The following is a 23,930-nucleotide window of genomic DNA, read 5'->3' as shown; positions in this document are numbered from 1 at the left end:
CGATAAAATGGTCAATTGAGCCTAATGCTATCCTGCGAATTCGCTATGGGCAAAGTCTGGTTTACGTTTGGTTTATTTGCAGGGCGTTATAATACCGCCCGATTAGCCACAAACGGTATGGTTAAATCTCTATACTGCGTGCCGAAACTCTACTTTTTACTTACCGGAGGCCACATGGATCCCGATCCCGTACCTCTCCTGACCAGGAGAAAACCTTCTTTCCGGTAAGCCAGCCTTTTGCTGTCTCACCGGCGTGAGGCAGCAACGTTCATACGTTCCTGCTTGTTAAATTAAGTGCCTGACAGGTAAGGCTTTGCCACGCCTGCGGGAAAGACTGCGTCCGCCTTTGCGGATGCGGGGGAATGACTATGCTGAAAAATTTCACCCGGCAGCTGTTTACGCAGCTGAGCCGCCATCTGCCACGCCGCCTGATTGCGCGCGATCCGCTGCCAAATGCCAACACCATGGCGGGAGCGGCGATTCCCGCTTCCCTGACCGAGCGCTGCCTGAACGTGGCGGCGATGGATGAAAACGAAGTCTGGCGCGCCTTTGGCGGCCACCCGGAAGGGCTGAACGCGCAAGAAGTGTTAAAAAGCCGCGCGGAACATGGCGACAACCAAATCCCGGCGCAGAAACCCTCTCCCTGGTGGGTCCACCTGTGGCTCTGCTATCGCAATCCGTTCAACCTGCTGCTGACGGTGCTCGGGATTATCTCTTACGCCACTGAAGATCTGTTTGCCGCAGGCGTGATCGCCCTGATGGTGGGCATCTCCACGCTGCTTAACTTTATTCAGGAAGCGCGCTCCACCAAAGCGGCAGACGCCCTGAAGGCGATGGTCAGCAACACCGCGACCGTCTCGCGCGTGATTAACGATCTCGGCGAAAACGCCTGGATTGAGCTGCCCATTGACCAGCTGGTGCCGGGCGATCTGGTGAAGCTGGCGGCGGGGGACATGATCCCGGCGGATTTACGCATCATCCAGGCGCGGGATCTGTTCGTCGCCCAGGCCTCACTGACCGGTGAATCCCTGCCCGTGGAGAAGGTCGCGCGGACCCGCGACCCGCAGCAGATGAACCCGCTTGAGTGCGACACCCTGTGCTTTATGGGCACCACGGTGGTCAGCGGCACGGCGCAGGCGATTGTCACTGCCACCGGCGGCAACACCTGGTTTGGGCAGCTGGCCGGGCGCGTCAGCGAGCAGGAGAGCGAGCCGAATGCGTTCCAGAAAGGCATTGGCCGCGTCAGCATGCTGCTGATCCGCTTTATGATGGTCATGACGCCGATTGTCCTGCTGATCAACGGCTACACCAAAGGCGACTGGTGGGAAGCGGCGCTGTTCGCGCTCTCCGTGGCCGTTGGCCTGACGCCGGAAATGCTGCCGATGATCGTGACCTCCACGCTGGCGCGCGGGGCGGTCAAACTCTCTAAACAAAAGGTCATCGTCAAACACCTCGACGCCATCCAGAACTTTGGCGCGATGGACATTCTCTGCACCGATAAAACCGGCACCCTGACCCAGGACAAAATTGTGCTGGAGAATCATACCGATATTGCCGGGAAGACCAGCGAGCGCGTGCTGTACAGCGCGTGGCTGAACAGCCATTACCAGACCGGGCTGAAAAACCTGCTCGACGTGGCGGTGCTGGAAGGCGTGGATGAAGAGTCTGCCCGCATGCTCTCTGGGCGCTGGCAGAAGGTGGACGAAATCCCGTTCGACTTTGAGCGCCGCCGCATGTCGGTAGTGGTCAGCGAGCAGCCGGACGTGCATCAGCTGATCTGCAAGGGGGCGTTGCAGGAGATCCTGAACGTTTCAACGCAGGTGCGCCATAACGGGGAGATCGTGCCGCTGGACGACACAATGCTGCGCCGCATCAAGCGCGTCACCGATAGCCTGAACCGTCAGGGGCTGCGCGTGGTGGCGGTGGCGAGCAAATTCCTGCCCGCGCGCGAGGGTGACTATCAGCGTATCGACGAATCCGACCTGATCCTCGAAGGTTACATCGCCTTCCTCGATCCGCCGAAGGAGACCACCGCCCCCGCGCTGAAGGCACTGAAGGCGAGCGGTATTACCGTCAAAATCCTGACCGGCGACAGCGAGCTGGTGGCGGCCAAAGTGTGCTCCGAAGTGGGGCTGGACGCGGGCGACGTGGTGGTGGGGAGCGACATCGAAACGCTTTCTGACGACGAACTGGCGCAGCTTGCCCAGCGCACCACGCTGTTTGCCCGCCTGACGCCGATGCACAAAGAGCGCATTGTGACGCTGCTGCGTCGTGAAGGGCACGTGGTGGGCTTTATGGGCGACGGCATCAACGATGCGCCCGCCCTGCGTGCGGCGGACATTGGCATCTCCGTGGACGGCGCGGTGGATATTGCCCGCGAGGCGGCGGATATCATCCTGCTTGAAAAGAGCCTGATGGTGCTGGAGGAGGGCGTCATCGAAGGGCGTCGTACCTTCGCCAACATGCTGAAGTACATCAAAATGACCGCCAGCTCCAACTTCGGTAACGTCTTCAGCGTGCTGGTGGCGAGCGCGTTTCTGCCGTTCCTGCCGATGCTGCCGCTGCACCTGCTGATCCAGAACCTGATGTACGATGTCTCTCAGGTAGCGATCCCGTTTGATAACGTGGACGACGAGCAGATCCAGAAGCCGCAGCGCTGGAACCCCGCCGATCTGGGGCGCTTTATGCTGTTCTTTGGGCCGATCAGCTCCATCTTCGACATTCTGACCTTCTGCCTGATGTGGTTTGTGTTCCACGCCAACACGCCGGAACACCAGACGCTGTTCCAGTCCGGCTGGTTCGTGGTAGGGCTGCTGTCCCAGACGCTGATTGTGCACATGATCCGCACCCGCCGCATTCCGTTTATCCAGAGCCGTGCCGCGTGGCCGCTGATTGTGATGACGGGCATTGTGATGGCGCTCGGGGTCGCGCTGCCGTTCTCGCCTCTTGCAGGTTACCTGCAACTTCAGGCGCTGCCGCTGAACTACTTCCCGTGGCTGGTGGCGATCCTCGCGGGCTATATGGTGCTGACGCAGATGGTGAAAGGATTCTATGCGCGTCGATATGGGTGGCAGTAAGCTCATTTTGCCACAATCCAGACGTAGGCCGGGTAAGGCGAAGCCGCCACCCGGCATCTGGCTTTCCTCCCAAATTCAACAACCTGTGATCTCCGTCGGCGCATTCGCTTGACGACAATTTGTACGCATGTTAACAGAATGTTTTGCCTGTATTTGGCCCGTCAGATAAGGAACATTCATGTTACGGTACAGTCTCTTCACCGCCGGGCTTATGCTCGGCGCCTCCGCTTTTGCCGCGCCGGCGGGCGACCTTCCACTGATGCCCTGGCCTGCGAAGGTTGAACGCCCGACGACTCAGGGCGCGCTGGTGCTTAACAATCAACTCTCCGTGAGCGTCAGCGGCGACGATCTGGGGGATGCGGTCAACCGCCTGCGCCAGCGCATTGCGCTGCAAACCGGCTGGACGCTACAGCCGCAGGCCGAAAAACCTGACAAGCCGACCATCCGCATCGCCATCGCTAAAAAGGTGAAGCCGCAGCCGCTGCCGGACAGCGATGAAAGCTATACGCTGAAGGTCGATGCCAACGGCGTGAACATCTCCGCCAACACCCGCTTTGGCGCATTGCGCGCAATGGAAACCTTGCTCCAACTAATGCAGAACGGTGCCGAAAACACCTCGATTCCGTGGATTACCATCGAAGATTCGCCGCGCTTTCCGTGGCGCGGGCTGCTGCTTGATTCGGCGCGCCATTTCATCCCGTTACCCGATATCAAACGCCAGATCGACGGTATGGCCGCGGCTAAGCTCAACGTTCTGCACTGGCATCTGACTGACGATCAGGGCTGGCGCTTTACCTCGAAGCGTTATCCAAAATTAACCCAGCTTGCCAGCGACGGGCTGTTCTACACCCCTGAACAGATGCGCGAGATTGTGCGTTACGCTGCCGAACGCGGCATACGCGTGGTGCCGGAAATCGATATGCCGGGCCACGCCTCAGCGATTGCCGTCGCCTATCCGGAACTGATGAGCGCGCCGGGGCCGTACGCCATGGAGCGCCACTGGGGCGTGCTGAAGCCGGTGCTGGACCCCACCAAAGAGGCGACCTACACCTTTGCCGACGCGATGGTCAGCGAACTGGCGGCGATCTTCCCCGATCCGTATCTGCATATCGGCGGCGATGAGGTGGACGACAGCCAGTGGAAGGCGAACGCGGCGATCCAGCGATTTATGCGCGACAACAAACTGGCGGACAGCCACGCGTTGCAGGCGTATTTCAACCGCAAGCTGGAGACGATCCTTGAGAAGCACCACCGGCAGATGGTCGGCTGGGACGAGATCTACCATCCCGATCTGCCGAAAAGCATTCTGATCCAGTCCTGGCAGGGGCAGGACGCGCTGGGGCAGGTGGCGCAGAACGGCTATAAGGGCATTCTCTCAACCGGCTTCTACCTCGACCAGCCGCAGTCCACCGCCTATCACTACCGCAACGAAATCGTGCCGCAGGGGCTGAATGGCGTGGATGTGATAGCGGACACCGACAGCGCACAGAGCTGGACTTTCTCCATGCCGCGCCTGAAAGGGAAGCCGGTAGAGGGGAGCTTTACGCTGGTGAAAGGGGACGCCGGATGGCGCGGATTTATTGATTTTGCCGGGAAATCGCGTCGGGTGGTGAATAACATTCAGTGGCGAGGCGACAACCAGGTGACGTTTACCGTTGACACCTGGATGGGTGAAACGCGCCCGGTCGTTTCAGTTGCGAACGATAAGCTCAGCGGTTATTTCCTGGTGGGCAACGCGCGCTACCCAATCGACGGTTCGCGTCTGGACGAGGTGCCAAAAGGCATACCGCCCGTGGTGCCGGACCCGGCGAACGAGGCCAACCTGCTCGGCGGTGAAGCCGCGCTGTGGGCGGAAAATGTGGTCGCGCCGGTGCTGGACATCCGCCTGTGGCCGCGCGCCTTTGCCGTGGCGGAGCGGCTGTGGTCGGCGAAGGACGTGAACGACGTCGACAACATGTATACCCGGCTACAGGCGATGGACAGCTGGTCCACGGTGTCGGTTGGTCTACAGCAGCATACCCAGCAGCAGGTACAGTTCACGCGGCTGGCAAATAATGCGGATACCTTGCCGCTGCAAATCCTCGCTCAGACGCTCGAGCCGGCGCAGTATTACACCCGCCAGCATCTCAAGTTCCAGGCCGGAAACTACCATCAGTTTGAGCCGCTCAACCGGCTCGCGGACGCGCTAAACGCTGAAAGTGCTACCGTGCGTCAGATGAATAAATGGGCCGACCGTCTGGTCAGCGACGCGGAAGACACGGAAAGCGCCGAGGCGCTGCGCCACGTCTTTAACCGCTGGCAGAACAACACCAGCGATGTGCTGGCCTTAAGCGAAAACAGCTATCAGCTGAAGGCCATTAAGCCGGTGATTCAGGAGGTGGATAAGCTGGCCTCGATTGGCCTGAGGCTGACGGATCTGGTGGCGCGTCAGGGGACGCTGGACGACAAAGAGATCGCCTCGATCCAGAGCGAGCTGGACAGCGCGGCGAAGATTCAGGATGAGGTGGTGATTGCGGCGGTCTATCCGCTGGAGACGCTGCTACGCGCCACGCGGAATCAGTAATACACATGCCCGGTGGCGTGTAGGCCCGGCAAACGAAGTGCCGCCGGGCGTAAAGGCTACTCAGTTCTTCAGAACCCATGCCTCTTTCCAGTGTGCGCCAACGCCTGGCTCATACTGGTTTGCGGCTGGGCTGTACTGCACGCAGTAGCCGCTGTACGGGAAAGGCTTACATTCGTAGGTCTTACCGTCTTTAGGCTGAAGCACCACGGTACCTGCCTTGTAAGACGCGATATTGTCCGGGAAGGTAAAGTCGTGGTGACCGGTGCTGTCCGCGGCTGCATCGCTTTCCAGCATCAGGTTCAGCACGTCCTGCGCGAACATCGTGCCGTCTTTATTGGTCGCGTAGTATTTCAGCATGTGGTGGCCGGCGGTCACGTCGGTCAGGGTCATGGTGACGTCCTGATTGCTGTTGTTCATGTCCTGCTTCAGGTAGCCTTTTTCCGCACCGTGGTGGTTCATCACGTGTGCTTCAAAATTCACGTCGCCCTGCGTATTCACGTGGAAGGTCACGGTCGCGTTGCCATGTTCGATTTTGCTGTATTGCAGATCGGTAACGGCGATGCTCTCGCTCACCTGCGCTTTCTGCTCTTCATAAGAGATAGCAACGGACTGTAAGGTGCTGCCGTCTTTCACGAAGACGCTGTTAGCGCCGTGAACCGGGCTGATGTCACCGGCCTCATCCTTCACGCCGACGCGCACGTCGTGCTGCGCGGTGTTGATCTTCTGCGCCAGATCGTAAGACCACTGGTTAGCGTCGCCCTGCTCAGCAGAGCCGATGGTCATCTCGGTGCGCATGGCGGTCACTTCGCCGTGGGCGTCGAAGAAGCGTGCGATAACCTTATCGCCCACGTTCAGGTTATTACCGGCAATCTGGCCGCTCAGGGTTTTGCTCCACTCGGATACGATCGCAGGCGTTTCGTCTGGGGTCACGTTGCCGCCATTGCCGAAATCAACGTCGATAGCCTGATAGAAGCTGTTTGAGGTATCTGCAATTTCCCATACGCCGTAAATGACCTGATAGCCCGTGCGCTCAGGAACATTACAGGTCATGGATTTTGTAACGGCTGGCGCCTGGCTATTTCCGTTAATTGTACAGAACGGGGTTAATTCAAACTGATCGCGAGTGAGCGGCTTATTTGGGTCCCAGTTTTGTTTGGTAATGTAATAACGCCAGTTGGTGGTTTTGTGCGGCGCAGTATGGTGCCAGACAAATTCATGCGGGCCCGCGGTCATTGGGTTTTTAGTCCACGCATTCAGGCTCTGCTTATCCAGCTGAGAATATTGTGAGATACCCGCGCTGGCGAGGTGTCCGTCTGCTGGCTCTGCCCCAGTCGGGAAGCCGGAGGTTTTCTCTACGCTCTGCGGTTCATACTGTACGGAGCCGCAATCAATATTTTGACCCAGCTTACACATATAGGCGCGGCTGGCAGGAGATTCAATATATCCGTGGGCAAATGCGGAAGACGCAACGGTCAATGTTGCGAGCGCAAGTGCGATTTTTGAAAGTTTCATTACTCATCCATAAAAAGAGAATATTACTAGGCGGGAGGATTCTAATAATCGGACAAGTAATATGTCATTTCGTACAGAGAGTAAAAATGGTCGCAATAATAAAGGCAGCGAGCGCTGCCTTTTATTTATTGAAATAAATTAGCGACGTACGGCGATCGCTTCAATTTCAATTTTTACATCTTTTGGCAGACGCGCTACTTCCACGCAGGAGCGCGCCGGGAAGGTGGCGTTGTGCTCGGTGAAGAACGCTTCGTACGTGGCGTTAACGGTGGCGAAGTCGTTCAGATCTTTCACGAACACCGTCGTTTTGACGATATCACCCACTTTCAGGCCCGCAGATTCAACGATAGCCTGCACGTTTTCCAGCGACTGACGCGCCTGTGCCGCCACGTCGGCCGGCACTTCACCGGTTTTCGGGTTTACCGGGATCTGGCCAGAGGTGATGATCATGCTGCCCAGATCAACGCCCTGAACGTATGGGCCAATGGCCGCTGGTGCATTTTCCGTCGCGAGTACTTTGCTCATTTTTTCTCCAGAATTACAGCGTTAAGAATGTTCCCGGCCATTATAACAGCCGGGATTTCATTACCAACCTCAATTAGTTGGCCAGCACCACATAATGGGAAAACTCTTTTTCGCAGTATTTGCATTTGAGCGCAATGTCATTGGCGCGCTTTTTCACTGCAAAGCTGGAGGAGACCGGCTCGGCGTGGCTGATGCAATTGCTGTTCGGGCAGACCAGCACGCTTTCGATACGCTCCGGCAGGCTCGGGCGGGATTTGCCCACCACGTCGTAATCGTCGATGCGGTTAACCGTGGCGTCCGGCGCATACAGCGACAGCTGGTTGACCTGCTCGTCGGTCAGGAAGGTGTTTTCGATTTTGATCAAATCTTTACGGCCCATTTCGCCGGACGGCAGGTTCAGGCCGATGGTGATGCGCTGGTCGGTTTCGGTCAGTTTGAACAGCGTCAGCAGCTTAAAGCCCACCTGCGCAGGGATGTGGTCAATCACGGTGCCACGCTTGATGGCTTCAACCTGGAGTTTGTTATCGTGTGTCATGGTCGTCTCCCCTTACAGAGCTAATTCGCGATTCAGAACCAGTGCCAGTAACGCCTGGCGAGCGAAGATGCCGTTCCCGGCCTGCTGGAAGTACCAGGCGTGCGGCGTTTTATCCACGTCGGTGGCAATTTCATCGATGCGCGGCAGCGGGTGCAGCACCTTCATGTTGTCGCGCGCGCCGTCGAGGTCGCTGGCGCGCAGCACGAACTGCGCCTTCACGTTGGCGTATTCGGACGGATCCAGACGCTCTTTCTGCACGCGGGTCATATAGAGAATATCCACGTTGCCCACCACCTCTTCGATGCTGGCGTGGAGGCTCCACGCAATGCCTTTCTCGTCCAGCATGTCGAGGATGTACTGCGGCATTGCCAGCGCGTCCGGGGCGATGAAGAAGAAGCGGTTGCCGCTAAATTTCGCCAGCGCCTGGGTCAGGGAGTGGACGGTGCGACCGTACTTCAGGTCGCCGACCATGGCGATGTTCAGGTTTTCAAGCGTGCCCTGCGTCTCCTGAATGGTGAACAGATCCAGCAGGGTCTGCGTCGGATGCTGGTTGGCACCGTCACCGGCGTTCAGCACCGGAATACCGCCGGAAAACTCGGTTGCCAGGCGCGCCGCGCCCTCCTGCGGGTGGCGCATCACAATCGCGTCCACGTAGGTGCTGATCACTGAAATGGTATCCGCCAGGGTTTCGCCTTTTTTGCCCAGCGACGTGTTGCTGCTGTCCGAGAAGCCCACCACGCTCGCGCCCAGGCGGTGCATGGAGGTTTCAAAGGAGAGGCGGGTGCGCGTCGACGCTTCAAAGAAACAGCTCGCGATCACCTTGTGCTTCAGCAGCTCCGGCTGCGGATTGGCCTTCAGTTTTGCCGCGGTTTCCAGAACCAGTTCCAGCTCTTCGCGGCTGAGGTCGTTTATGGAAATGATGTGTTTTTGATAAAGCGGATTCATGTTTATCTCCTGACGCCGGGCAAAAAAAAGCCCCTCAAATGAGGGGCTCTGGGAATAGGTTTAGCAACGGGAAGAAAAACGGCAGGCCAGCGTCTGATTTCAGACGCGGTAAGACGTTATGTCGTACACGCTTGACCATGCTTCCTCCCGGCAAATTGTCGGGCATTATACGCAGCTCGTTTTTGGGATCAAGCGATTTAATGCACGCTTTACTCAATGCAAACGGTTCTTTATGAATATTAATTCATTCTGAGTAAATAATTAATTTGCTTATGCACCAGCGCGGTACGCTTCACCACCCGGGGCGCGACCCAGACGATACTGCTTCCCGCCACCACGCCTAAAATTTCCGGTAACTGGTGATAATCCAGAATACGCGCCACCGCGCGGCCATATCCGGCGACGGTATGAATAAGGATAAATTCGCTATTGTGCTCCACGCTGACCACCATTTCGGAGACGGTGCGCGCGGCGTCGGGGGCAGGGCGCAGCTGGGGATTCAACGAATAAATCTTTAGCCCTTTGGCATTGCGAATTTTTATGACGCCGAGCAGCTTGAGCAGACGTGAAACGGTGGACTGGCTAATGGTCTCAAAACCCCGCTCCTGCAAGTCGCGGCGGATCTCTTCCTGAGAGAGATAGCTCTTTTCCGCGATCAGACGCTGGCAGACCGTTAGCTGTAGTTGCTCTTTGGGAGAGTACTCTTCGTAATCCATCATAGTTCCCATATCAGTTCCCGAAATAACCGGTGGCACCGCACCGATCCGTAGGCCGGATGAGCGCAGCGCCATCCGGCAAATCACAACAAGGCGCCCAGGCTTAACGCCACCATAATCACCACCGTCAAAATCCCCAGCAGCGGCGCGACCCATTTCAGATAGCGCACGTAGGGCACGCGGGCGATAGCCAGCCCGCCCATCACGACGGCAGAGGTGGGGGTGACAAGGTTAACGAGGCCGGACGCCGACTGGTAAGCCGTAACCACCAGGTCGCGGTTGACGTTAGCGAAATCGGCAAGGGGCGCCATGATCGGCATCGTCAGAACGGCCAGGCCGGACGAAGAAGGCACAAGAAACGACAGCACCACCTCCAGCCAGTACATCACGTTAATGAACGCCACCGTCGATAATCCGGTAACCATCCCCTCGGCGCTGTGCAAAATGGTGTGGGTAATCATGCCCTTATCCATCATTACTACGATACCGCGCGCGATGCCGATAATCAGCGCGACGCCCAGCAAATCTCGCGCGCCGTTGATAAAGGTTGAGGTCAGCTCCTCTTCGCTCATGCGGGCGATAAGCCCAACGATGATGGCGCTGGCGAGGAACACCGCCGAGATCTCCGCCATCCACCAGCCCCGCACCGCCACCCCGTAGATCATCACCGCGAAGGCGAGGGCGAAGATCGCCAGGATGAGTTTGCGCACCGGGGTAAATTCCAGCGACTGCTCGCCCTTGTTGCCGAGAAAATGGGCGCGGTTCTCTTCCTGTTTATCCGCCACGATCGACAGCGACGGATCTTTGCGCACCTTACGGGCGTAGCGCATCACCCACATCACGCAGATGATCCAGCCGATGACCAGCAGCGCGATGCGCAGCATGATCCCGTTGGTGAAGGGGATCCCGGCGGCGTTGGCGGCGATCACCGTCGCGAACGGGTTTATAGTAGAGCCGAGCGTGCCGATCCCCGCCCCGAGCAGCACGGTGGACGCAGCAACCACCGGATCGAACCGCGCCGCCAGCATCACCGGCACCAGTAAGGTATAGAAGGGCAGCGACTCTTCGGCCATGCCGTAAATCGTGCCGCCTGCGGCAAACAGCGCCATCAGGATCGGGATCATCCACTCTTCGCGTCCGCGCAGCTTAGTGGTGACGCGCTCTATCCCGGCGTCAATTGCCCCAGTTTTGGTGACGATCCCGAGAAATCCCCCGATGATCAGAATAAACAGCGCGACGTCGATCGCTCCGGCCTGGCCGGATTCCGGATCGTACAGCCCGGCTATCGGGGCCATCAGCACCGACACCAGCCCCTGCGGGTGCGATGCCACGTGCGCATAGGTGCCGGCAACCGGCACCTCTTTGCCGAGCGCCTCGTTCATCGCCATGTGGTACTGCCCGGCCGGAACAATCCACGTCAGCACGGCCACGACGGCAATCAGAAAAAAGAGAATGGTGTAAGCGGAGGGAAACTTGAACTTGCCCATGATGTTCTCCTGAAACCCGGCGCACCTCGCGGCGCGCCGGGCGGTGATTAGTCGCCGAGTGTCGCCACCATGACCGCCTTAATGGTGTGCATGCGGTTTTCTGCTTCGTCGAAGACGATGGAGTTCGGTGATTCAAAGACCTCTTCCGTCACTTCCAGCCCCTTCAGGCCGTACGCCACCTCGATTTCGCGCCCCACTTTGGTGTGCTCGTTGTGGAATGCCGGCAGGCAGTGCATGAACTTGACGTTCGGGTTGCCGGTGGCCTTCATCACGTCCGCGTTGATTTGATACGGCTTCATCAGGCTGACGCGCTCGGCCCAGGCTTCCTTCGGTTCGCCCATGGAGACCCACACGTCGGTGTAGAGGAAATCGGTGCCGTGCACGCCTTCTTCCACGTCGTCGGTGAGGGTGATGCGCGCGCCCGTTTCTTTGGCGATGGCGCGGCACTGCTCAACCAGGCCCGCCTCCGGCCAGAAGGATTTGGGCGCCACAAGACGGATATCCATCCCCATCTTGGCCGCGCCGACCATCAGGGAGTTGCCCATGTTGTTACGCGCATCGCCCAGGTAGGCAAAGCTCAGCTCCGGCAGGGTTTTGCCCGGGGAGTGCTCCAGCATGGTCATCAGATCCGCCAGAATTTGCGTTGGGTGAAACTCGTCGGTCAGGCCGTTCCACACCGGCACGCCCGCGTACTCGCCCAGCTCCTCGACGATGGCCTGACCGTAGCCGCGGTACTCGATGCCGTCATACATGCGGCCCAGCACGCGGGCGGAGTCTTTCATCGACTCTTTGTGACCGATCTGCGACCCGCTTGGGCCGAGGTAGGTGACCTGCGCGCCCTGGTCAAACGCGCCCACTTCGAAGGCGCAGCGGGTGCGGGTGGAGGTTTTTTCAAAGATCAGGGCGATGTTTTTTCCGACCAGCGTCTGCTTTTCGCGCCCGGCTTTTTTGGCTGCCTTCAGCTCGATGGCGAGGTCGATCAGGTACTGAATTTCCGCCGGGGTGTAGTCCAGCAGTTTAAGAAAGTTGCGGTTTTTCAGGTTGATGGTCATGGGTAAATCCTTTTTAAATGAGTGCTCAGTTACGAATCAGCGTGCCTTTCTCGCCCGCCAGGATCTCCGCGCCGTCATTCAGCGCGCCGATCCCGGCAATCCCGCCGCAGGCCTCAACAAATTCGCGGCAGGCGGCGACCTTCGGCCCCATCGATCCGGCGTCGAACGTCATGTCTTTAAGCAGTTCCGGCGTCACCTGCGCCAGCGGGCGCTGGGTCGGCTTGCCCCAGTCGAGGTACACCGCGTCGGCATCGGTGAGGATCAGCAGGGCATCGGCCTCGATCTGGCGCGCCAGCAGGGCGGCGGAGAGGTCTTTGTCGATCACCGCCTCAACGCCGCGATAGCCGTTGGCGTTCTCCACTACCGGCACGCCACCGCCGCCGTTGCAGATGACCAGGTGGTCACGCTGGATCAGCGCCGTAATGGCGTCGCTCTCGACGATGCGCTTCGGCTGTGGAGAGGGCACCACGCGGCGGAAATAGGCGCCGTCGGCCCTGAACGTCCAGCCTTTTTCTGCGGCCAGCGCTTTCGCCTGCGCTTCGCTGTACACCGGGCCGATGTATTTGGTCGGGTTGCTGAAGGCCGGGTCGGCGGCGTCCACCTCTACCTGAGTGAGCAGAACGCTCACCTCGCGCTGCGGCAGATTGTTTTTCAGCGCCTGCTGGAGCATGTAGCCGATCATCCCCTGGCTTTCCGCGCCGAGAACGTCCAGCGGGTAGGGCGTCACTTTGTCGTAGGCGCTGTTCTGCAATGCCAGCAGCCCGACCTGCGGCCCGTTGCCGTGCACCAGCACCACGCGCCACTGTTCTGTTAATCCGGCGATGGTGCGGGCGGCCTGCTCAATGTTCTGACGCTGGATATCCGCTTCCAGCGGCTCGCCGCGCTTGAGCAGCGCGTTGCCGCCCAGGGCCACAACCAGAGTGGGTTTTCGTTCCATGATGGCTCCTTAAATTCCGTCGCGTTCCAGTGGGCAGCTCATGCAGCGCGCGCCGCCGCGACCGCGTCCCAGCTCGTCGCCGGGGATCGGCAGCACGGTGATGCCTGCTTTGTCGTACTTCTCGTTGGTCCAGACGTTGCGCTCGTAGCCGATCACCACGCCCGGGCGGATGGTCAGGACGTTATTGGCGTCGTTCCACTGCTCGCGTTCGGCTTCAAAGGCGTCGCCGCCGGTGGTGATCAGGCGGACCTGGTTAATGCCGAGGGCTTTCTCAATGGCGTGCAGCAGGTCGGTTTCCTGCGTGCGCAGCAGGCCGCCGCGTCCGTCCGGGGTGAGCGTCCAGCACTGGGCGTCTTTGCGCACCACTTCCGGATAGACGGAGAAGGTGTCCACGTCGATGTGGGTCATCACCGTATCGAGGTGCATGCAGGAGCGGTGTTTTGGCAGCTCAACGGCAATCACGCGTTCGGCCTGACGGTGTTTAAACAGGCTGTTGGCAAGGAACTCCACGCCCTGCGGCGTCGTGCGCTCGGACATGCCGATCAGCACCGCCCCGCGGCCAATCACCAGTACGTCGCCGCCTTCTAAGGTGGCGTGGTCGTAATTAATATTCTCGTCGCCGAAATACTTAATAAAATCGCCGTCGGCAAATGCCGGATGCCAGCGATATATCGCGCGCAGATTATTGGTTTCACGCTGGCGGGCGGGTTTCGCCATCGGGTTAATGGACACGCCGTTATAAATCCAGCAGGAGGTATCGCGGGTAAATAAATGGTTCGGCAGCGGCTTCATAATAAAATCATTCGCCGTGTGGGTATCCACCACCATATTTTTAATGGCTGCCGGAATTTCGCCGTAGGTTAATCCCCCGCTTAATCGCCGCGCCAGTTCGCGGTGCGGCATATCCGCCAGCCAGCCGCGCACGTCGCCGGCAAAGGTTGGCCCGAGGCGATAGTCGGAAATTTGTGTTTCAAGAAGCCAGGCCTTCGCTTCTGCAATATCAAGCGTTTGCGTGAGCAGGTCGGTCAACAGCAGGACTTCCACACCCTGCTCGCGCAGCGTGTTTGCGAAGATGTCATGCTCTTCACCCGCCCGTTCAACCGACAGTACATCATCAAATAACAGCTCCTGACAGTTTGAGGGAGTTAACCGCTTCAGGCTTAAATTAGGGCGGTGCAGCATAACGCTACGCAATTGACCAATTTCAGAACCGACGTAATGCTTTTCCATAATTATTCCTTTAACTGTTTTTCAGAATAAAAAGGGCATGCGCCATGTGATGTGTTTAATTACATGGCGGCTAAGCTCAATTGATTTCGTGATTCATAGTAGGCGCTTAAATAACGGTTATTGTGACATCGCTCACGCGAAAAACGATATTAAGACGTTTGTTTTCATTTGCATGATTCGCATCAGATAATGATTAAATTGTAATTACTGGAGGATGAATAGCTAAGCGGAAACGGGTGGCATTATTTGAGGTTGTTATTATTTTGTAGAATTACATATTTGGGCATATTTAGTTATATTATTGATTTTAAACGATAAAATATCAAGGTAAGAATGGCTATGCAATTTATGCAATTAACTATTTTGGACTTAAGAAAAATCAATAAATAATTATGGCGTTATAAAGGAAATAACCAGAGTGATAAAGTGTGACGTGGCCGCAGGTTTTGTGATTTAGGCTGTAATTTCAATGGGTTATATTTATTCGGTGGCGAGAGTCGGGTGAGGTTATGCATAACCACTGCATAAATGCCTGACTGCAATTAACAGCAAATTAACACATTTCCCGATAAACATGCGCTTGCGCAAAAGTTGCCTAAAAAGGGCTGGCGGGGGGAGAACAATTTTCGTATAAAAGATGGAAATGAAACAATGTTTTAATTTGAGGGCTATACCATGATCGTGGGCAACATTCATCATCTCCAGACCTGGCTACCGGAAGAACTGCGCCAGGCCATTGAGCACGTTAAGGCGCACGTTACCGCCGCGACGCCGACCGGCAAGCACGACATCAACGGCGACCGCCTGTTTTATCTGGTGTCAGAAGACATGACCCAGCCTTTTGCCGAGCGCCGCGCCGAGTACCACGCGCGCTATCTGGATATCCAGATTGTGCTGAAGGGTCAGGAAGGGATGACGTTCAGCACCCTGCCGCACGGCACCCCGGACACCGACTGGCTGGCGGACAAAGACATCGCGTTCCTGCCGAAAGGCGAGCAGGAGAAAACCGTGGTGCTGGGCGAAGGGGATTTCGTGGTGTTTTACCCGGGCGAAGTGCATAAGCCGCTGTGCGCGGTGGGGGAGCCTGCTAAGGTCAGAAAAGTGGTTGTTAAAATGCTGGTGGAGTAATTCCTTACCCCTCACCCTAACCCTCTCCCCTTTGGGGAGAGGGCCAGGTGAGGGGCGAGCGGGCAATATGTGATCCAGCTTAAACTTCCTACACTCCTTCTTCCCTTCCCATTTACCTCCCCTTTTTCTGCGTCATAGTATGATCGTTAAATTAATGAACGCTGTTCTATAATGTAGAACAAAATGATTCAACAAGGAGATCTCATGCCGCAGTCCGCGTTGTTTACGGGAATCATTCCCCCTGTCTCCACCATTTTTACCGCCGACGGCCAGCTTGATGAGCAGGGCACCGCCGCGCTGATCGACGATCTGATCGCAGCGGGCGTTGACGGCCTGTTCTTCCTGGGCAGCGGCGGCGAATTCTCCCAGCTCGGCGCCGAAGAGCGTAAAACCATTGCCCGCTTTGCTATCGATCATGTCGATCGCCGGGTGCCGGTGCTGATCGGCACCGGCGGCACCAACGCCCGGGAAACCATTGAACTCAGCCAGCACGCGCAGCAGGCGGGCGCGGACGGCATCGTGGTGATCAACCCCTACTACTGGAAGGTATCGGAAGCTAACCTGATCCGCTACTTCGAGCAGGTGGCGGACAGCGTCGCGCTGCCGGTGATGCTCTATAACTTCCCGGCGCTGACCGGGCAGGATCTGACTCCGGCGCTGGTCAAAACCCTGGCCGATTCGCGCAGCAATATTATCGGCATCAAAGACACCATCGACTCCGTCGCCCACCTGCGCAGCATGATCCTCACCGTTAAAGCCGCTCATCCGCACTTCACCGTGCTGTGCGGTTACGACGATCATCTGTTTAATACCCTGCTGCTCGGCGGCGACGGGGCGATTTCGGCGAGCGGCAACTTTGCCCCGCAGGTGTCGGTGAATCTTCTGAAAGCCTGGCGGGATAAAGACGTGGCGAAAGCGGCTGAGTATCATCAGACCCTGCTGCAAATCCCGCAGATGTATCAGCTGGATACGCCGTTTGTGAACGTCATTAAAGAGGCGATCGTGCTCTGCGGCCGCCCGATTTCCACGCACGTGCTACCGCCCGCGTCAGCGCTGGACGAGCCGCGTAAGGCGCAGCTGAAAACCCTGTTACAACAGCTCAAGCTCTGCTGAGCCGGACGATAACGATGACCATTGAGAAAATTTTCACCCCACAGGACGATGCGTTTTATGCGGTGATTACCCATGCAGCGGGGCCGCAGGGCGCGCTGCCGCTGACCCCGCAGATGCTGATGGAATCCCCCAGCGGCAACCTGTTCGGCATGACGCAGAACGCCGGGATGGGCTGGGACGCCAATAAGCTGACCGGCAAAGAGGTGCTGATTATCGGTACCCAGGGCGGTATTCGCGCCGGGGACGGACGCCCGGTTGCGCTGGGCTACCACACCGGGCACTGGGAGATCGGCATGCAGATGCAGGCGGCGGCGAAAGAGATCACCCGCAACGGCGGGATCCCGTTTGCGGCCTTCGTCAGCGATCCGTGCGACGGGCGCTCTCAGGGCACGCACGGCATGTTCGACTCGCTGCCGTACCGCAACGACGCGGCGATCGTGTTTCGCCGTCTGATCCGCTCCCTGCCCACGCGCCGGGCGGTGATCGGCGTAGCCACCTGCGATAAAGGGCTGCCCGCTACCATGATCGCCCTGGCCTCCATGCACGATCTGCCGACCATTCTGGTGCCGGGCGGGGCGACGCTGCCGCCAACCGTGGGGGAAGACGCAGGCAAGGTGCAGACCATCGGCGCGCGCTTTGCCAACCACGAACTCTCATTGCAGGAGGCCGCCGAGCTCGGCTGTCGCGCCTGCGCGTCGCCGGGCGGCGGCTGCCAATTCCTCGGCACGGCGGGCACCTCGCAGGTGGTGGCGGAAGCGCTGGGGCTGGCGCTGCCGCACTCCGCGCTGGCGCCGTCCGGGCAGGCGGTGTGGCTGGAGATCGCCCGCCAGTCGGCGCGGGCGGTGAGCGAGCTGGATAACCGCGGCATCACCACGCGCGATATCCTCACCGATAAAGCCATCGAAAACGCCATGGTGATCCACGCGGCGTTCGGCGGTTCCACAAACTTACTGCTGCATATTCCGGCCATCGCCCACGCGGCGGGCTGTACGATCCCGGACGTAGAGCACTGGACGCGCGTCAACCGCAGGGTACCGCGTCTGGTGAGCGTGCTGCCCAACGGCCCGGACTACCACCCGACCGTGCGGGCGTTTCTCGCAGGCGGCGTGCCGGAAGTGATGCTCCACCTGCGCGATCTCGGCCTGCTGCACCTGGATGCCATGACCGTCACCGGCCAGACGGTGGGCGAGAACCTCGACTGGTGGCAGGCGTCCGAGCGCCGTAAGCGCTTCCGCCAGTGCCTGCGCGAGCAGGACGGCGTGGAGCCGGATAACGTGATCCTGCCGCCGGAGAAGGCCAAAGCGAAAGGGCTGACCTCGACGGTCTGCTTCCCGACGGGCAACATCGCGCCGGAAGGTTCGGTGATCAAGGCCACGGCGATCGACCCGTCGGTGGTGGATGACGATGGTGTTTACCGTCACACCGGCCGGGTGCGGGTGTTTGTCTCGGAAGCGCAGGCGATCAAGGCCATCAAGCGGGAAGAGATTAAGCAGGGGGATATCATGGTGGTGATCGGCGGCGGGCCGTCCGGCACCGGCATGGAAGAGACCTACCAGCTCACCTCCGCGCTGAAGCATATCTCCTGGGGAAAAACGGTGTCGTTAATCACCGATGCGCGCTTCTCGGGCGTGTCGACGGGCGCCTGCTTCGGTCACGTGTCGCCGGAGGCGCTGGCGGGCGGGCCGATTGGCAAGCTGCGCGACAACGACATCATCGAGATTGCCGTCGACCGCCTGACATTAACAGGCAGCGTGAACTTTATCGGCACGGCGGACAACCCGCTGACGCCGGAGGAGGGCACGCGCGAGCTGGCGCTGCGGCAGACGCACCCGGACCTGCACGCCCACGACTTTTTGCCGGACGATACCCGGCTGTGGGCGGCGTTGCAGTCGGTGAGCGGCGGCACCTGGAAAGGCTGTATTTATGACACCGATAAAATCATCGAGGTAATTAACGCCGGTAAAAAAGCGCTCGGACTTTAATTATTTTGTGAGATAAAACCGTCTGCGGAAAATAATCCGCGGACGGCTTTTTCGTTTCTGTAATTTATTAATATAAACAATGTCTTGCGATATATCGTTGGCATCACAAAAGCAAAATAACGTAATTCAGAAATAAGATATGACCATTGCTGTTTAATTGAGCAGCTCATTACACTCCATTAACACGATGTTGTAATTCAGCACACTAAATAAGGGTGTAATTCTGATGACGCAATTAACCATGAAAGACAAAATTGGCTACGGGCTGGGTGACACCGCCTGCGGCTTCGTCTGGCAGGCCACGATGTTCCTGCTGGCCTATTTCTACACCGACGTGTTTGGACTCTCCGCGGGCATTATGGGGACGCTGTTTTTAGTCTCCCGCGTGCTCGACGCCGTGACCGACCCGCTGATGGGGCTGCTGGTAGACCGCACCCGCACGCGGCACGGCCAGTTCCGCCCGTTCCTGCTGTGGGGCGCCATCCCGTTTGGCATTGTCTGCATGCTGACCTTCTACACGCCGGACTTCTCCGCGCAGGGCAAAATCATCTACGCCTGCGCGACCTACATTCTCCTGACCCTGGTTTACACCTTCGTTAACGTCCCGTACTGCGCCATGCCGGGGGTGATCACCGCTGACCCGAAAGAGCGCCACGCCCTGCAGTCCTGGCGTTTCTTCCTCGCCGCGGCGGGCTCGCTCGCCATCAGCGGCATCGCGCTGCCGCTGGTCAGCATCATCGGCAAGGGGGACGAGCAGGTGGGCTATTTCGGCGCCATGTGCGTGCTGGGGCTGACCGGCGTGGTCCTGCTCTACGTCTGCTTCTTCACCACCAAAGAGCGCTACACCTTTGAGGTGCAGCCGGGCTCGTCGGTGGCGAAAGATCTCAGGCTGCTGCTGGGCAACGGCCAGTGGCGCATCATGTGCGCATTCAAGATGATGGCGACCTGCTCCAACGTGGTGCGCGGCGGGGCGACGCTCTACTTCGTGAAATACGTGATGGATCATCCGGAGATGGCGACCCAGTTTTTACTCTACGGCAGCCTCGCCACCATGTTCGGCTCGCTCTGCTCCTCACGCCTGCTGGGCCGCTTCGACCGGGTCACCGCCTTTAAGTGGATCATCGTCGCTTACTCACTCATCAGCCTGCTGATTTTCTTCACCCCGGCCGAGCACATCGCGCTGATTTTCGCCCTTAACATCCTGTTCCTGTTCGTCTTTAACACCACCACGCCGCTGCAGTGGCTGATGGCCTCTGACGTGGTGGATTACGAGGAGAGCCGCAGCGGGCGTCGCCTCGACGGGCTGGTGTTCTCCACCTATCTGTTCAGCCTGAAGATTGGCCTGGCGATTGGCGGGGCGGTGGTGGGCTGGATCCTGGCCTGGGTGAACTACTCCGCCAGCAGCAGCGTGCAACCGGTTGAGGTGCTCACCACCATCAAAATTCTGTTCTGCGTGGTGCCGGTGGTGCTCTACGCGGGCATGTTCATCATGCTGTCGTTCTACAAGCTCACCGACGACCGCGTGGAGGCCATCAGCCAGCAGCTGATCAAACACCGCGCGGCGCAGGGCGAGGCCGTACCCGACGCCGCGACAGCCGCATCCCATTAACCGGAGGCAACATGGAAATTACTAACCCGATCCTGACCGGCTTCAACCCGGACCCGTCCCTGTGCCGTCAGGGCGAGGACTACTACATCGCCACCTCGACCTTCGAGTGGTTCCCGGGCGTGCGCATCTACCACTCCCGCGACCTGAAAAACTGGTCGCTGGTCAGCACCCCGCTGGATCGCGTGTCGATGCTGGACATGAAGGGCAACCCGGACTCCGGCGGCATCTGGGCGCCTTGCCTGAGCTACGCCGACGGCAAATTCTGGCTGCTCTATACCGACGTGAAGATTGTCGACTCGCCGTGGAAAAATGGCCGCAACTTCCTCGTCACCGCGCCGTCCATTGAGGGGCCGTGGAGCGAGCCGATCCCAATGGGCAACGGCGGGTTCGATCCGTCCCTGTTCCACGACGACGATGGGCGTAAATACTACCTCTACCGCCCGTGGGGGCCGCGTCACCACAGCAACCCGCACAACACCATTGTGATGCAGGAGTTTGATCCGCAGACCGGAACGCTCTCGCCGGAACGCCAAACCCTGTTTACCGGCACCCCGCTCTGCTACACCGAAGGGGCGCATCTTTATCGCCACGCGGGCTGGTACTACCTGATGGTTGCCGAAGGCGGCACCAGCTACGAGCACGCCGTCGTGGTACTGCGTTCCAAAAATATCGACGGGCCGTACGAGCTGCATCCGGACGTAACGATGATGACCAGCTGGCACCTGCCGGAGAACCCGCTGCAAAAGAGCGGCCACGGCTCGCTGCTGCAAACCCATACGGGAGAATGGTACATGGCCTACCTCACCAGCCGCCCGCTGCGCCTGCCCGGCGTGCCGCTGCTGGCCTCTGGCGGGCGCGGCTACTGCCCGCTGGGGCGCGAGACCGGCATCGCCCGCATTGCGTGGCGCGACGGCTGGCCGTACGTGGAAGGCGGCAAACACGCGCAGCTGACCGTGCTCGGCCCGCAGGTGGTGGAGCAGCCCGCAGCCGATCAGGGTAACTGGCGTGATGATTTCGACGGCAGCACGCTTGATCCTGAATTGCAGACCCTGCGCATTCCGTTCGACGACACCCTCGGCTCGCTCACCGCGCGCCCGGGCTACTTACGGCTCTACGGCAACGACTCGCTCAACTCGACTTTCACCCAGTCGACCGTGGCGCGCCGCTGGCAGCACTTCACCTTCCGGGCCGAGACGCGGATGCAGTTCTCGCCGGTTCACTTCCAGCAGAGCGCGGGGCTGACCTGCTACTACAACAGCAAAAACTGGAGCTACTGCTTTGTGGATTACGAGGAGGGGCAGGGGAGAACCATCAAGGTGATCCAGCTCGACCACAACGTGCCGTCGTGGCCGCTGCACGAGCAGCCCATTCCGGTGCCGGAACATGCCGAGAGCGTCTGGCTGCGGGTGGACGTGAATACGCTGGTCTACCGCTACAGCTACTCGTTTGACGGCGAAACGTGGCACGCCGTGCCGGTGACGTATGAGGCGTGGAAGCTGTCGGACGATTACATCGGCGGGCGCGGCTTCTTTACCGGCGCGTTTGTGGGGCTGCACTGCGAGGACATCAGCGGCGACGGCTGTCACGCGGACTTCGACTACTTCACCTACGAGCCGGTATAGCCCAGCGCGCGTGAGAGCTCGAGCCCGGCCTGCTGAAGCTCCTCGCGGAAGCGGGCCAGCTCGGCGTCGTCCACGCGGGAGGTGAGTGTCGACAGGCTCAGGGCGGCAATCACGCGGGATTCGTGGTTCCACACCGGTACCGCCACGCAGCGCACGCCCTGCTCGTTCTCTTCGCTGTCCAGGGCATAGCCCTGCTCGCGGGTCTGCGCCAGGGCGGCCATTAAGGCTTCACGAGAGGCGAGGGTCGCGGGAGTAAAGGTAGTGTACTGATAGCCCTCCAGCAGGGCGTTCAGCTCGGCCTCGCCCAGCCAGGCAATCAACACCTTGCCGATGGCGGTGGCGTGAACCGGCAGGCGGCGGCCGATGCGCGAATAGGCGATGGCGGCCAGCTTGCCTTCAATCTTCTCGATATAGACCCCTTCACGCCCGTCCAGGATCCCCAGATGGGTGGTCTGCCCGGTCCGCTGTGACAGCTCCGTCAGCCAGCCTTTCGCCTTTTGCCGGATATCGATTGAGCCCACGACAAAATGACCGCGCTCGACCAGCTTCATGCCGAGGCGATATTTCCCGTTCTCCGGATTCTGATCGATATAGCCGTGAAGCTGGAGGGTTTTCAGCAGCGAGTGGAGGGTGCTCTTGCTCAGCCCCATCAGTTTGCTGATGTCGGTGATCTTAAGCTCGGTGGCCTGCTCGTTGAACAGGTCGAGGATCTGCAACGCACGTTCAACAGACTGAATAATCGGCATAATGCTGGCATGTCCACGCTGGAATGAAGGCGAAAACGTACCTTTTTCGGGGTGAAAAATCAATGAAGGGGAGCCGGTTTGCCCGGCGGCGCTTCGCTTGCACGGGCCTACGGGACTTGTAGGCCGGGTAAGCGCAGCGTCACCCGGCAAAAAGAGCGCACCGATCAAATATCTTGTCAGTACGTTGTTTGGCTCAGTTCGGAATAGTCAGGTTTCTTGAAAATTCAACAGCAGAAACCGACTGCACCTTCCATAAGTTGTTTTCTTTAACCATGCAGTCTATGACTACGTGGTCCTGCTTTTTACCGAATGCAATGTATACGTTGACACAGACGGGATCGGTATCCCCGGCTATGGCTGTCACATTCTGCGGCCAGTCATCGCCGACGTATTGCGCTTTTAAAAATATATCAGCCTCGTAAAACTCTTCATCTGCATAGCGAGGATCCTGCGTGTGACGGAGTTTTTTCATTGTTGATGCTGTGACATATTTATCTATTTCGTTTCCATCAGTAATGGGAAATACGTCTTTGTTGATTTGATTTACGTACCAGCTGTTAAATTTTACAGCACGCTCAATCGGATCAGAATGGCCAGCCATTGCAGAAAAAGAGAATATGAAGAGAAGCAGTAAGATATTTTTCATATCAATAGTGCCTGTAAAGGGTGATTTTGGGCTGTATCTTCCGATATGTCTGGCCGGGATAAAGGCTGTTCTGTTTAAAGTCTGAATACCAGGTACCCGATCCGTCGTAGATACAAGCATGCCCATTTTGATGCGCACCAGGTAATGCGTCAATGACTGCAACATCACCCTCAATAGGGGTGCCATACACTTTACTGAATCCTGCCTTCTCAAGAGAACGCCAGAAGTTTTTTGCATCAGCGCCATCAATCTTCAGTCCTCCGGCGCGGATAGCTGCAGCAACGGCGCGGGCGCAGTAACCGGTACTTTTATGATGTGCGTGGCTGCGGGCATACGACACAGCTTCATGCTTATTCCATGACATAATTAATCCTTATTAACGAAATGCAGCAATAAGGAAATATTACGCCGATAAAATACGGTATTTTGTAATTGATAATGGCCTGATGTTAACCACTATCTACTCAATAAATAATGGTTAATAAAACATAAATACTTATTATGG

General features: G+C 58.4%; 20 protein-coding genes and 1 pseudogene. 8 read left to right on the top strand and 13 right to left on the bottom strand.

The genetic code is table 11. The features are described from left to right. The first annotated feature begins 368 nt into the window (after positions 1 to 368). Together mgtA and IM300_RS13375 are read left to right on the top strand one after the other, a co-directional pair. Complete coding sequence (mgtA, locus tag IM300_RS13380; protein ID WP_193036914.1) at positions 369 to 3,077, top strand: magnesium-translocating P-type ATPase; 2,709 nt, start codon at positions 369 to 371, stop codon at positions 3,075 to 3,077. Between the two features lie 178 nt (positions 3,078 to 3,255). Continuing rightward, complete coding sequence (locus tag IM300_RS13375; RefSeq protein WP_193036912.1) at positions 3,256 to 5,640, top strand: beta-N-acetylhexosaminidase; 2,385 nt, start codon at positions 3,256 to 3,258, stop codon at positions 5,638 to 5,640. 60 nt (positions 5,641 to 5,700) lie between these two features. Here the strand turns inward: IM300_RS13375 and gbpA are convergent, their stop codons facing one another. The 5 genes from gbpA to IM300_RS13350 all read right to left on the bottom strand — a co-directional run bounded on the left by gbpA (position 5,701) and on the right by IM300_RS13350 (position 9,296). Continuing rightward, a complete protein-coding gene (gbpA, locus tag IM300_RS13370; RefSeq protein ID WP_193036910.1) occupies positions 5,701 to 7,152 on the bottom strand; it encodes an N-acetylglucosamine-binding protein GbpA in 1,452 nt (483 codons plus the stop codon). Between the two features lie 138 nt (positions 7,153 to 7,290). Then, positions 7,291 to 7,677: a 2-iminobutanoate/2-iminopropanoate deaminase gene (gene ridA / locus IM300_RS13365; protein WP_003863373.1), complete on the bottom strand. Its 387-nt coding sequence runs from the start codon at positions 7,675 to 7,677 to the stop codon at positions 7,291 to 7,293. 73 nt (positions 7,678 to 7,750) lie between these two features. Continuing rightward, on the bottom strand, positions 7,751 to 8,212 hold the full coding sequence (pyrI, locus tag IM300_RS13360) for an aspartate carbamoyltransferase regulatory subunit (RefSeq protein WP_010427352.1): 462 nt from the start codon (positions 8,210 to 8,212) through the stop codon (positions 7,751 to 7,753). A 12-nt stretch (positions 8,213 to 8,224) separates the two neighbouring features. Continuing rightward, on the bottom strand, positions 8,225 to 9,157 hold the full coding sequence (gene pyrB / locus IM300_RS13355; RefSeq protein WP_063867237.1) for an aspartate carbamoyltransferase: 933 nt from the start codon (positions 9,155 to 9,157) through the stop codon (positions 8,225 to 8,227). A gap of 34 nt (positions 9,158 to 9,191) precedes the next feature. Further along, entirely contained in the window at positions 9,192 to 9,296 is a 105-nt protein-coding gene (locus tag IM300_RS13350) for a pyrBI operon leader peptide (RefSeq protein WP_022646880.1), read from the bottom strand. Between IM300_RS13350 and IM300_RS13345 the strand changes: the two are divergent. Beyond that, positions 9,276 to 9,393: pseudogene (locus tag IM300_RS13345) on the top strand (hypothetical protein). The gene IM300_RS13350 and the pseudogene IM300_RS13345 sit on opposite strands and share 21 nt — an antisense overlap. 3 nt (positions 9,394 to 9,396) lie before the next feature. Here the strand turns inward: IM300_RS13345 and IM300_RS13340 are convergent. From IM300_RS13340 to arcA, 5 genes are all read right to left on the bottom strand, one after another. Then, positions 9,397 to 9,876 carry an arginine repressor gene (locus IM300_RS13340; protein WP_193037007.1) on the bottom strand — a complete coding sequence of 160 codons (480 nt, stop codon included), beginning with the start codon at positions 9,874 to 9,876 and terminating at the stop codon, positions 9,397 to 9,399. A gap of 80 nt (positions 9,877 to 9,956) precedes the next feature. Then, on the bottom strand, positions 9,957 to 11,360 hold the full coding sequence (locus IM300_RS13335; RefSeq protein ID WP_193036908.1) for a YfcC family protein: 1,404 nt from the start codon (positions 11,358 to 11,360) through the stop codon (positions 9,957 to 9,959). Positions 11,361 to 11,407: 47 nt separating this feature from the next. After that, complete coding sequence (argF, locus tag IM300_RS13330) at positions 11,408 to 12,412, bottom strand: ornithine carbamoyltransferase (RefSeq protein ID WP_193036906.1); 1,005 nt, start codon at positions 12,410 to 12,412, stop codon at positions 11,408 to 11,410. A 25-nt stretch (positions 12,413 to 12,437) separates the two neighbouring features. Continuing rightward, positions 12,438 to 13,349 (bottom strand): carbamate kinase, encoded by a 912-nt coding sequence (locus tag IM300_RS13325; protein WP_193036904.1) that lies wholly within the window; start codon positions 13,347 to 13,349, stop codon positions 12,438 to 12,440. Between the two features lie 9 nt (positions 13,350 to 13,358). After that, positions 13,359 to 14,579, bottom strand: coding sequence for an arginine deiminase (gene arcA / locus IM300_RS13320; RefSeq protein ID WP_008501384.1), 1,221 nt, complete (start codon positions 14,577 to 14,579; stop codon positions 13,359 to 13,361). Between the two features lie 675 nt (positions 14,580 to 15,254). On the opposite strand from arcA, the gene IM300_RS13315 reads away from it, so the two are divergent. From IM300_RS13315 to IM300_RS13295, 5 genes are all read left to right on the top strand, one after another. Then, on the top strand, positions 15,255 to 15,707 hold the full coding sequence (locus tag IM300_RS13315; RefSeq protein ID WP_193036902.1) for a YhcH/YjgK/YiaL family protein: 453 nt from the start codon (positions 15,255 to 15,257) through the stop codon (positions 15,705 to 15,707). A 204-nt stretch (positions 15,708 to 15,911) separates the two neighbouring features. Beyond that, the gene (gene yagE, locus IM300_RS13310) at positions 15,912 to 16,820 is read left to right on the top strand and encodes a 2-keto-3-deoxygluconate aldolase (RefSeq protein ID WP_193036900.1); all 909 of its coding nucleotides are present in this window, start codon (positions 15,912 to 15,914) and stop codon (positions 16,818 to 16,820) included. A gap of 14 nt (positions 16,821 to 16,834) precedes the next feature. Then, complete coding sequence (yagF, locus tag IM300_RS13305; RefSeq protein WP_193036898.1) at positions 16,835 to 18,802, top strand: xylonate dehydratase YagF; 1,968 nt, start codon at positions 16,835 to 16,837, stop codon at positions 18,800 to 18,802. Positions 18,803 to 19,028: 226 nt separating this feature from the next. Further along, positions 19,029 to 20,411, top strand: a complete 1,383-nt coding sequence (locus tag IM300_RS13300) for an MFS transporter (RefSeq protein ID WP_028015325.1) — start codon at positions 19,029 to 19,031, stop codon at positions 20,409 to 20,411. An 11-nt stretch (positions 20,412 to 20,422) separates the two neighbouring features. After that, the gene (locus IM300_RS13295) at positions 20,423 to 22,033 is read left to right on the top strand and encodes a glycoside hydrolase family 43 protein (RefSeq protein WP_193036896.1); all 1,611 of its coding nucleotides are present in this window, start codon (positions 20,423 to 20,425) and stop codon (positions 22,031 to 22,033) included. On the opposite strand, the gene xynR is transcribed toward IM300_RS13295, so the two are convergent. From xynR to IM300_RS13280, 3 genes are all read right to left on the bottom strand, one after another. Continuing rightward, positions 22,018 to 22,779 carry a DNA-binding transcriptional repressor XynR gene (xynR, locus tag IM300_RS13290; protein WP_063154889.1) on the bottom strand — a complete coding sequence of 254 codons (762 nt, stop codon included), beginning with the start codon at positions 22,777 to 22,779 and terminating at the stop codon, positions 22,018 to 22,020. The two genes, IM300_RS13295 and xynR, sit on opposite strands and share 16 nt — an antisense overlap. A 193-nt stretch (positions 22,780 to 22,972) precedes the next feature. Next, complete coding sequence (locus tag IM300_RS13285) at positions 22,973 to 23,425, bottom strand: DUF3828 domain-containing protein (RefSeq protein ID WP_193036893.1); 453 nt, start codon at positions 23,423 to 23,425, stop codon at positions 22,973 to 22,975. Position 23,426: 1 nt separating this feature from the next. Further along, positions 23,427 to 23,789 (bottom strand): hypothetical protein, encoded by a 363-nt coding sequence (locus IM300_RS13280; protein WP_063867255.1) that lies wholly within the window; start codon positions 23,787 to 23,789, stop codon positions 23,427 to 23,429. Positions 23,790 to 23,930: the final 141 nt, after the last annotated feature.

Origin of the sequence: Enterobacter cloacae complex sp. I2, assembly GCF_014896205.1 — a bacterium.
Taxonomy (GTDB): domain Bacteria; phylum Pseudomonadota; class Gammaproteobacteria; order Enterobacterales; family Enterobacteriaceae; genus Enterobacter; species Enterobacter quasihormaechei.
This window is presented reverse-complemented; position numbering and strand designations above follow the sequence as displayed.

Bases quoted from the DNA above. Each gene is read 5' to 3' on its own strand.
- mgtA (WP_193036914.1), top strand. From the start codon at position 369: ATGCTGAAAAATTTCACCCGGCAGCTGTTTACGCAGCTGAGCCGCCAT.
- IM300_RS13375 (WP_193036912.1), top strand. From the start codon at position 3,256: ATGTTACGGTACAGTCTCTTCACCGCCGGGCTTATGCTCGGCGCCTCC.
- gbpA (WP_193036910.1), bottom strand. From the start codon at position 7,152: ATGAAACTTTCAAAAATCGCACTTGCGCTCGCAACATTGACCGTTGCG.
- ridA (WP_003863373.1), bottom strand. From the start codon at position 7,677: ATGAGCAAAGTACTCGCGACGGAAAATGCACCAGCGGCCATTGGCCCA.
- pyrI (WP_010427352.1), bottom strand. From the start codon at position 8,212: ATGACACACGATAACAAACTCCAGGTTGAAGCCATCAAGCGTGGCACC.
- pyrB (WP_063867237.1), bottom strand. From the start codon at position 9,157: ATGAATCCGCTTTATCAAAAACACATCATTTCCATAAACGACCTCAGC.
- IM300_RS13350 (WP_022646880.1), bottom strand. From the start codon at position 9,296: ATGGTCAAGCGTGTACGACATAACGTCTTACCGCGTCTGAAATCAGAC.
- IM300_RS13340 (WP_193037007.1), bottom strand. From the start codon at position 9,876: ATGATGGATTACGAAGAGTACTCTCCCAAAGAGCAACTACAGCTAACG.
- IM300_RS13335 (WP_193036908.1), bottom strand. From the start codon at position 11,360: ATGGGCAAGTTCAAGTTTCCCTCCGCTTACACCATTCTCTTTTTTCTG.
- argF (WP_193036906.1), bottom strand. From the start codon at position 12,412: ATGACCATCAACCTGAAAAACCGCAACTTTCTTAAACTGCTGGACTAC.
- IM300_RS13325 (WP_193036904.1), bottom strand. From the start codon at position 13,349: ATGGAACGAAAACCCACTCTGGTTGTGGCCCTGGGCGGCAACGCGCTG.
- arcA (WP_008501384.1), bottom strand. From the start codon at position 14,579: ATGGAAAAGCATTACGTCGGTTCTGAAATTGGTCAATTGCGTAGCGTT.
- IM300_RS13315 (WP_193036902.1), top strand. From the start codon at position 15,255: ATGATCGTGGGCAACATTCATCATCTCCAGACCTGGCTACCGGAAGAA.
- yagE (WP_193036900.1), top strand. From the start codon at position 15,912: ATGCCGCAGTCCGCGTTGTTTACGGGAATCATTCCCCCTGTCTCCACC.
- yagF (WP_193036898.1), top strand. From the start codon at position 16,835: ATGACCATTGAGAAAATTTTCACCCCACAGGACGATGCGTTTTATGCG.
- IM300_RS13300 (WP_028015325.1), top strand. From the start codon at position 19,029: ATGACGCAATTAACCATGAAAGACAAAATTGGCTACGGGCTGGGTGAC.
- IM300_RS13295 (WP_193036896.1), top strand. From the start codon at position 20,423: ATGGAAATTACTAACCCGATCCTGACCGGCTTCAACCCGGACCCGTCC.
- xynR (WP_063154889.1), bottom strand. From the start codon at position 22,779: ATGCCGATTATTCAGTCTGTTGAACGTGCGTTGCAGATCCTCGACCTG.
- IM300_RS13285 (WP_193036893.1), bottom strand. From the start codon at position 23,425: ATGAAAAATATCTTACTGCTTCTCTTCATATTCTCTTTTTCTGCAATG.
- IM300_RS13280 (WP_063867255.1), bottom strand. From the start codon at position 23,789: ATGTCATGGAATAAGCATGAAGCTGTGTCGTATGCCCGCAGCCACGCA.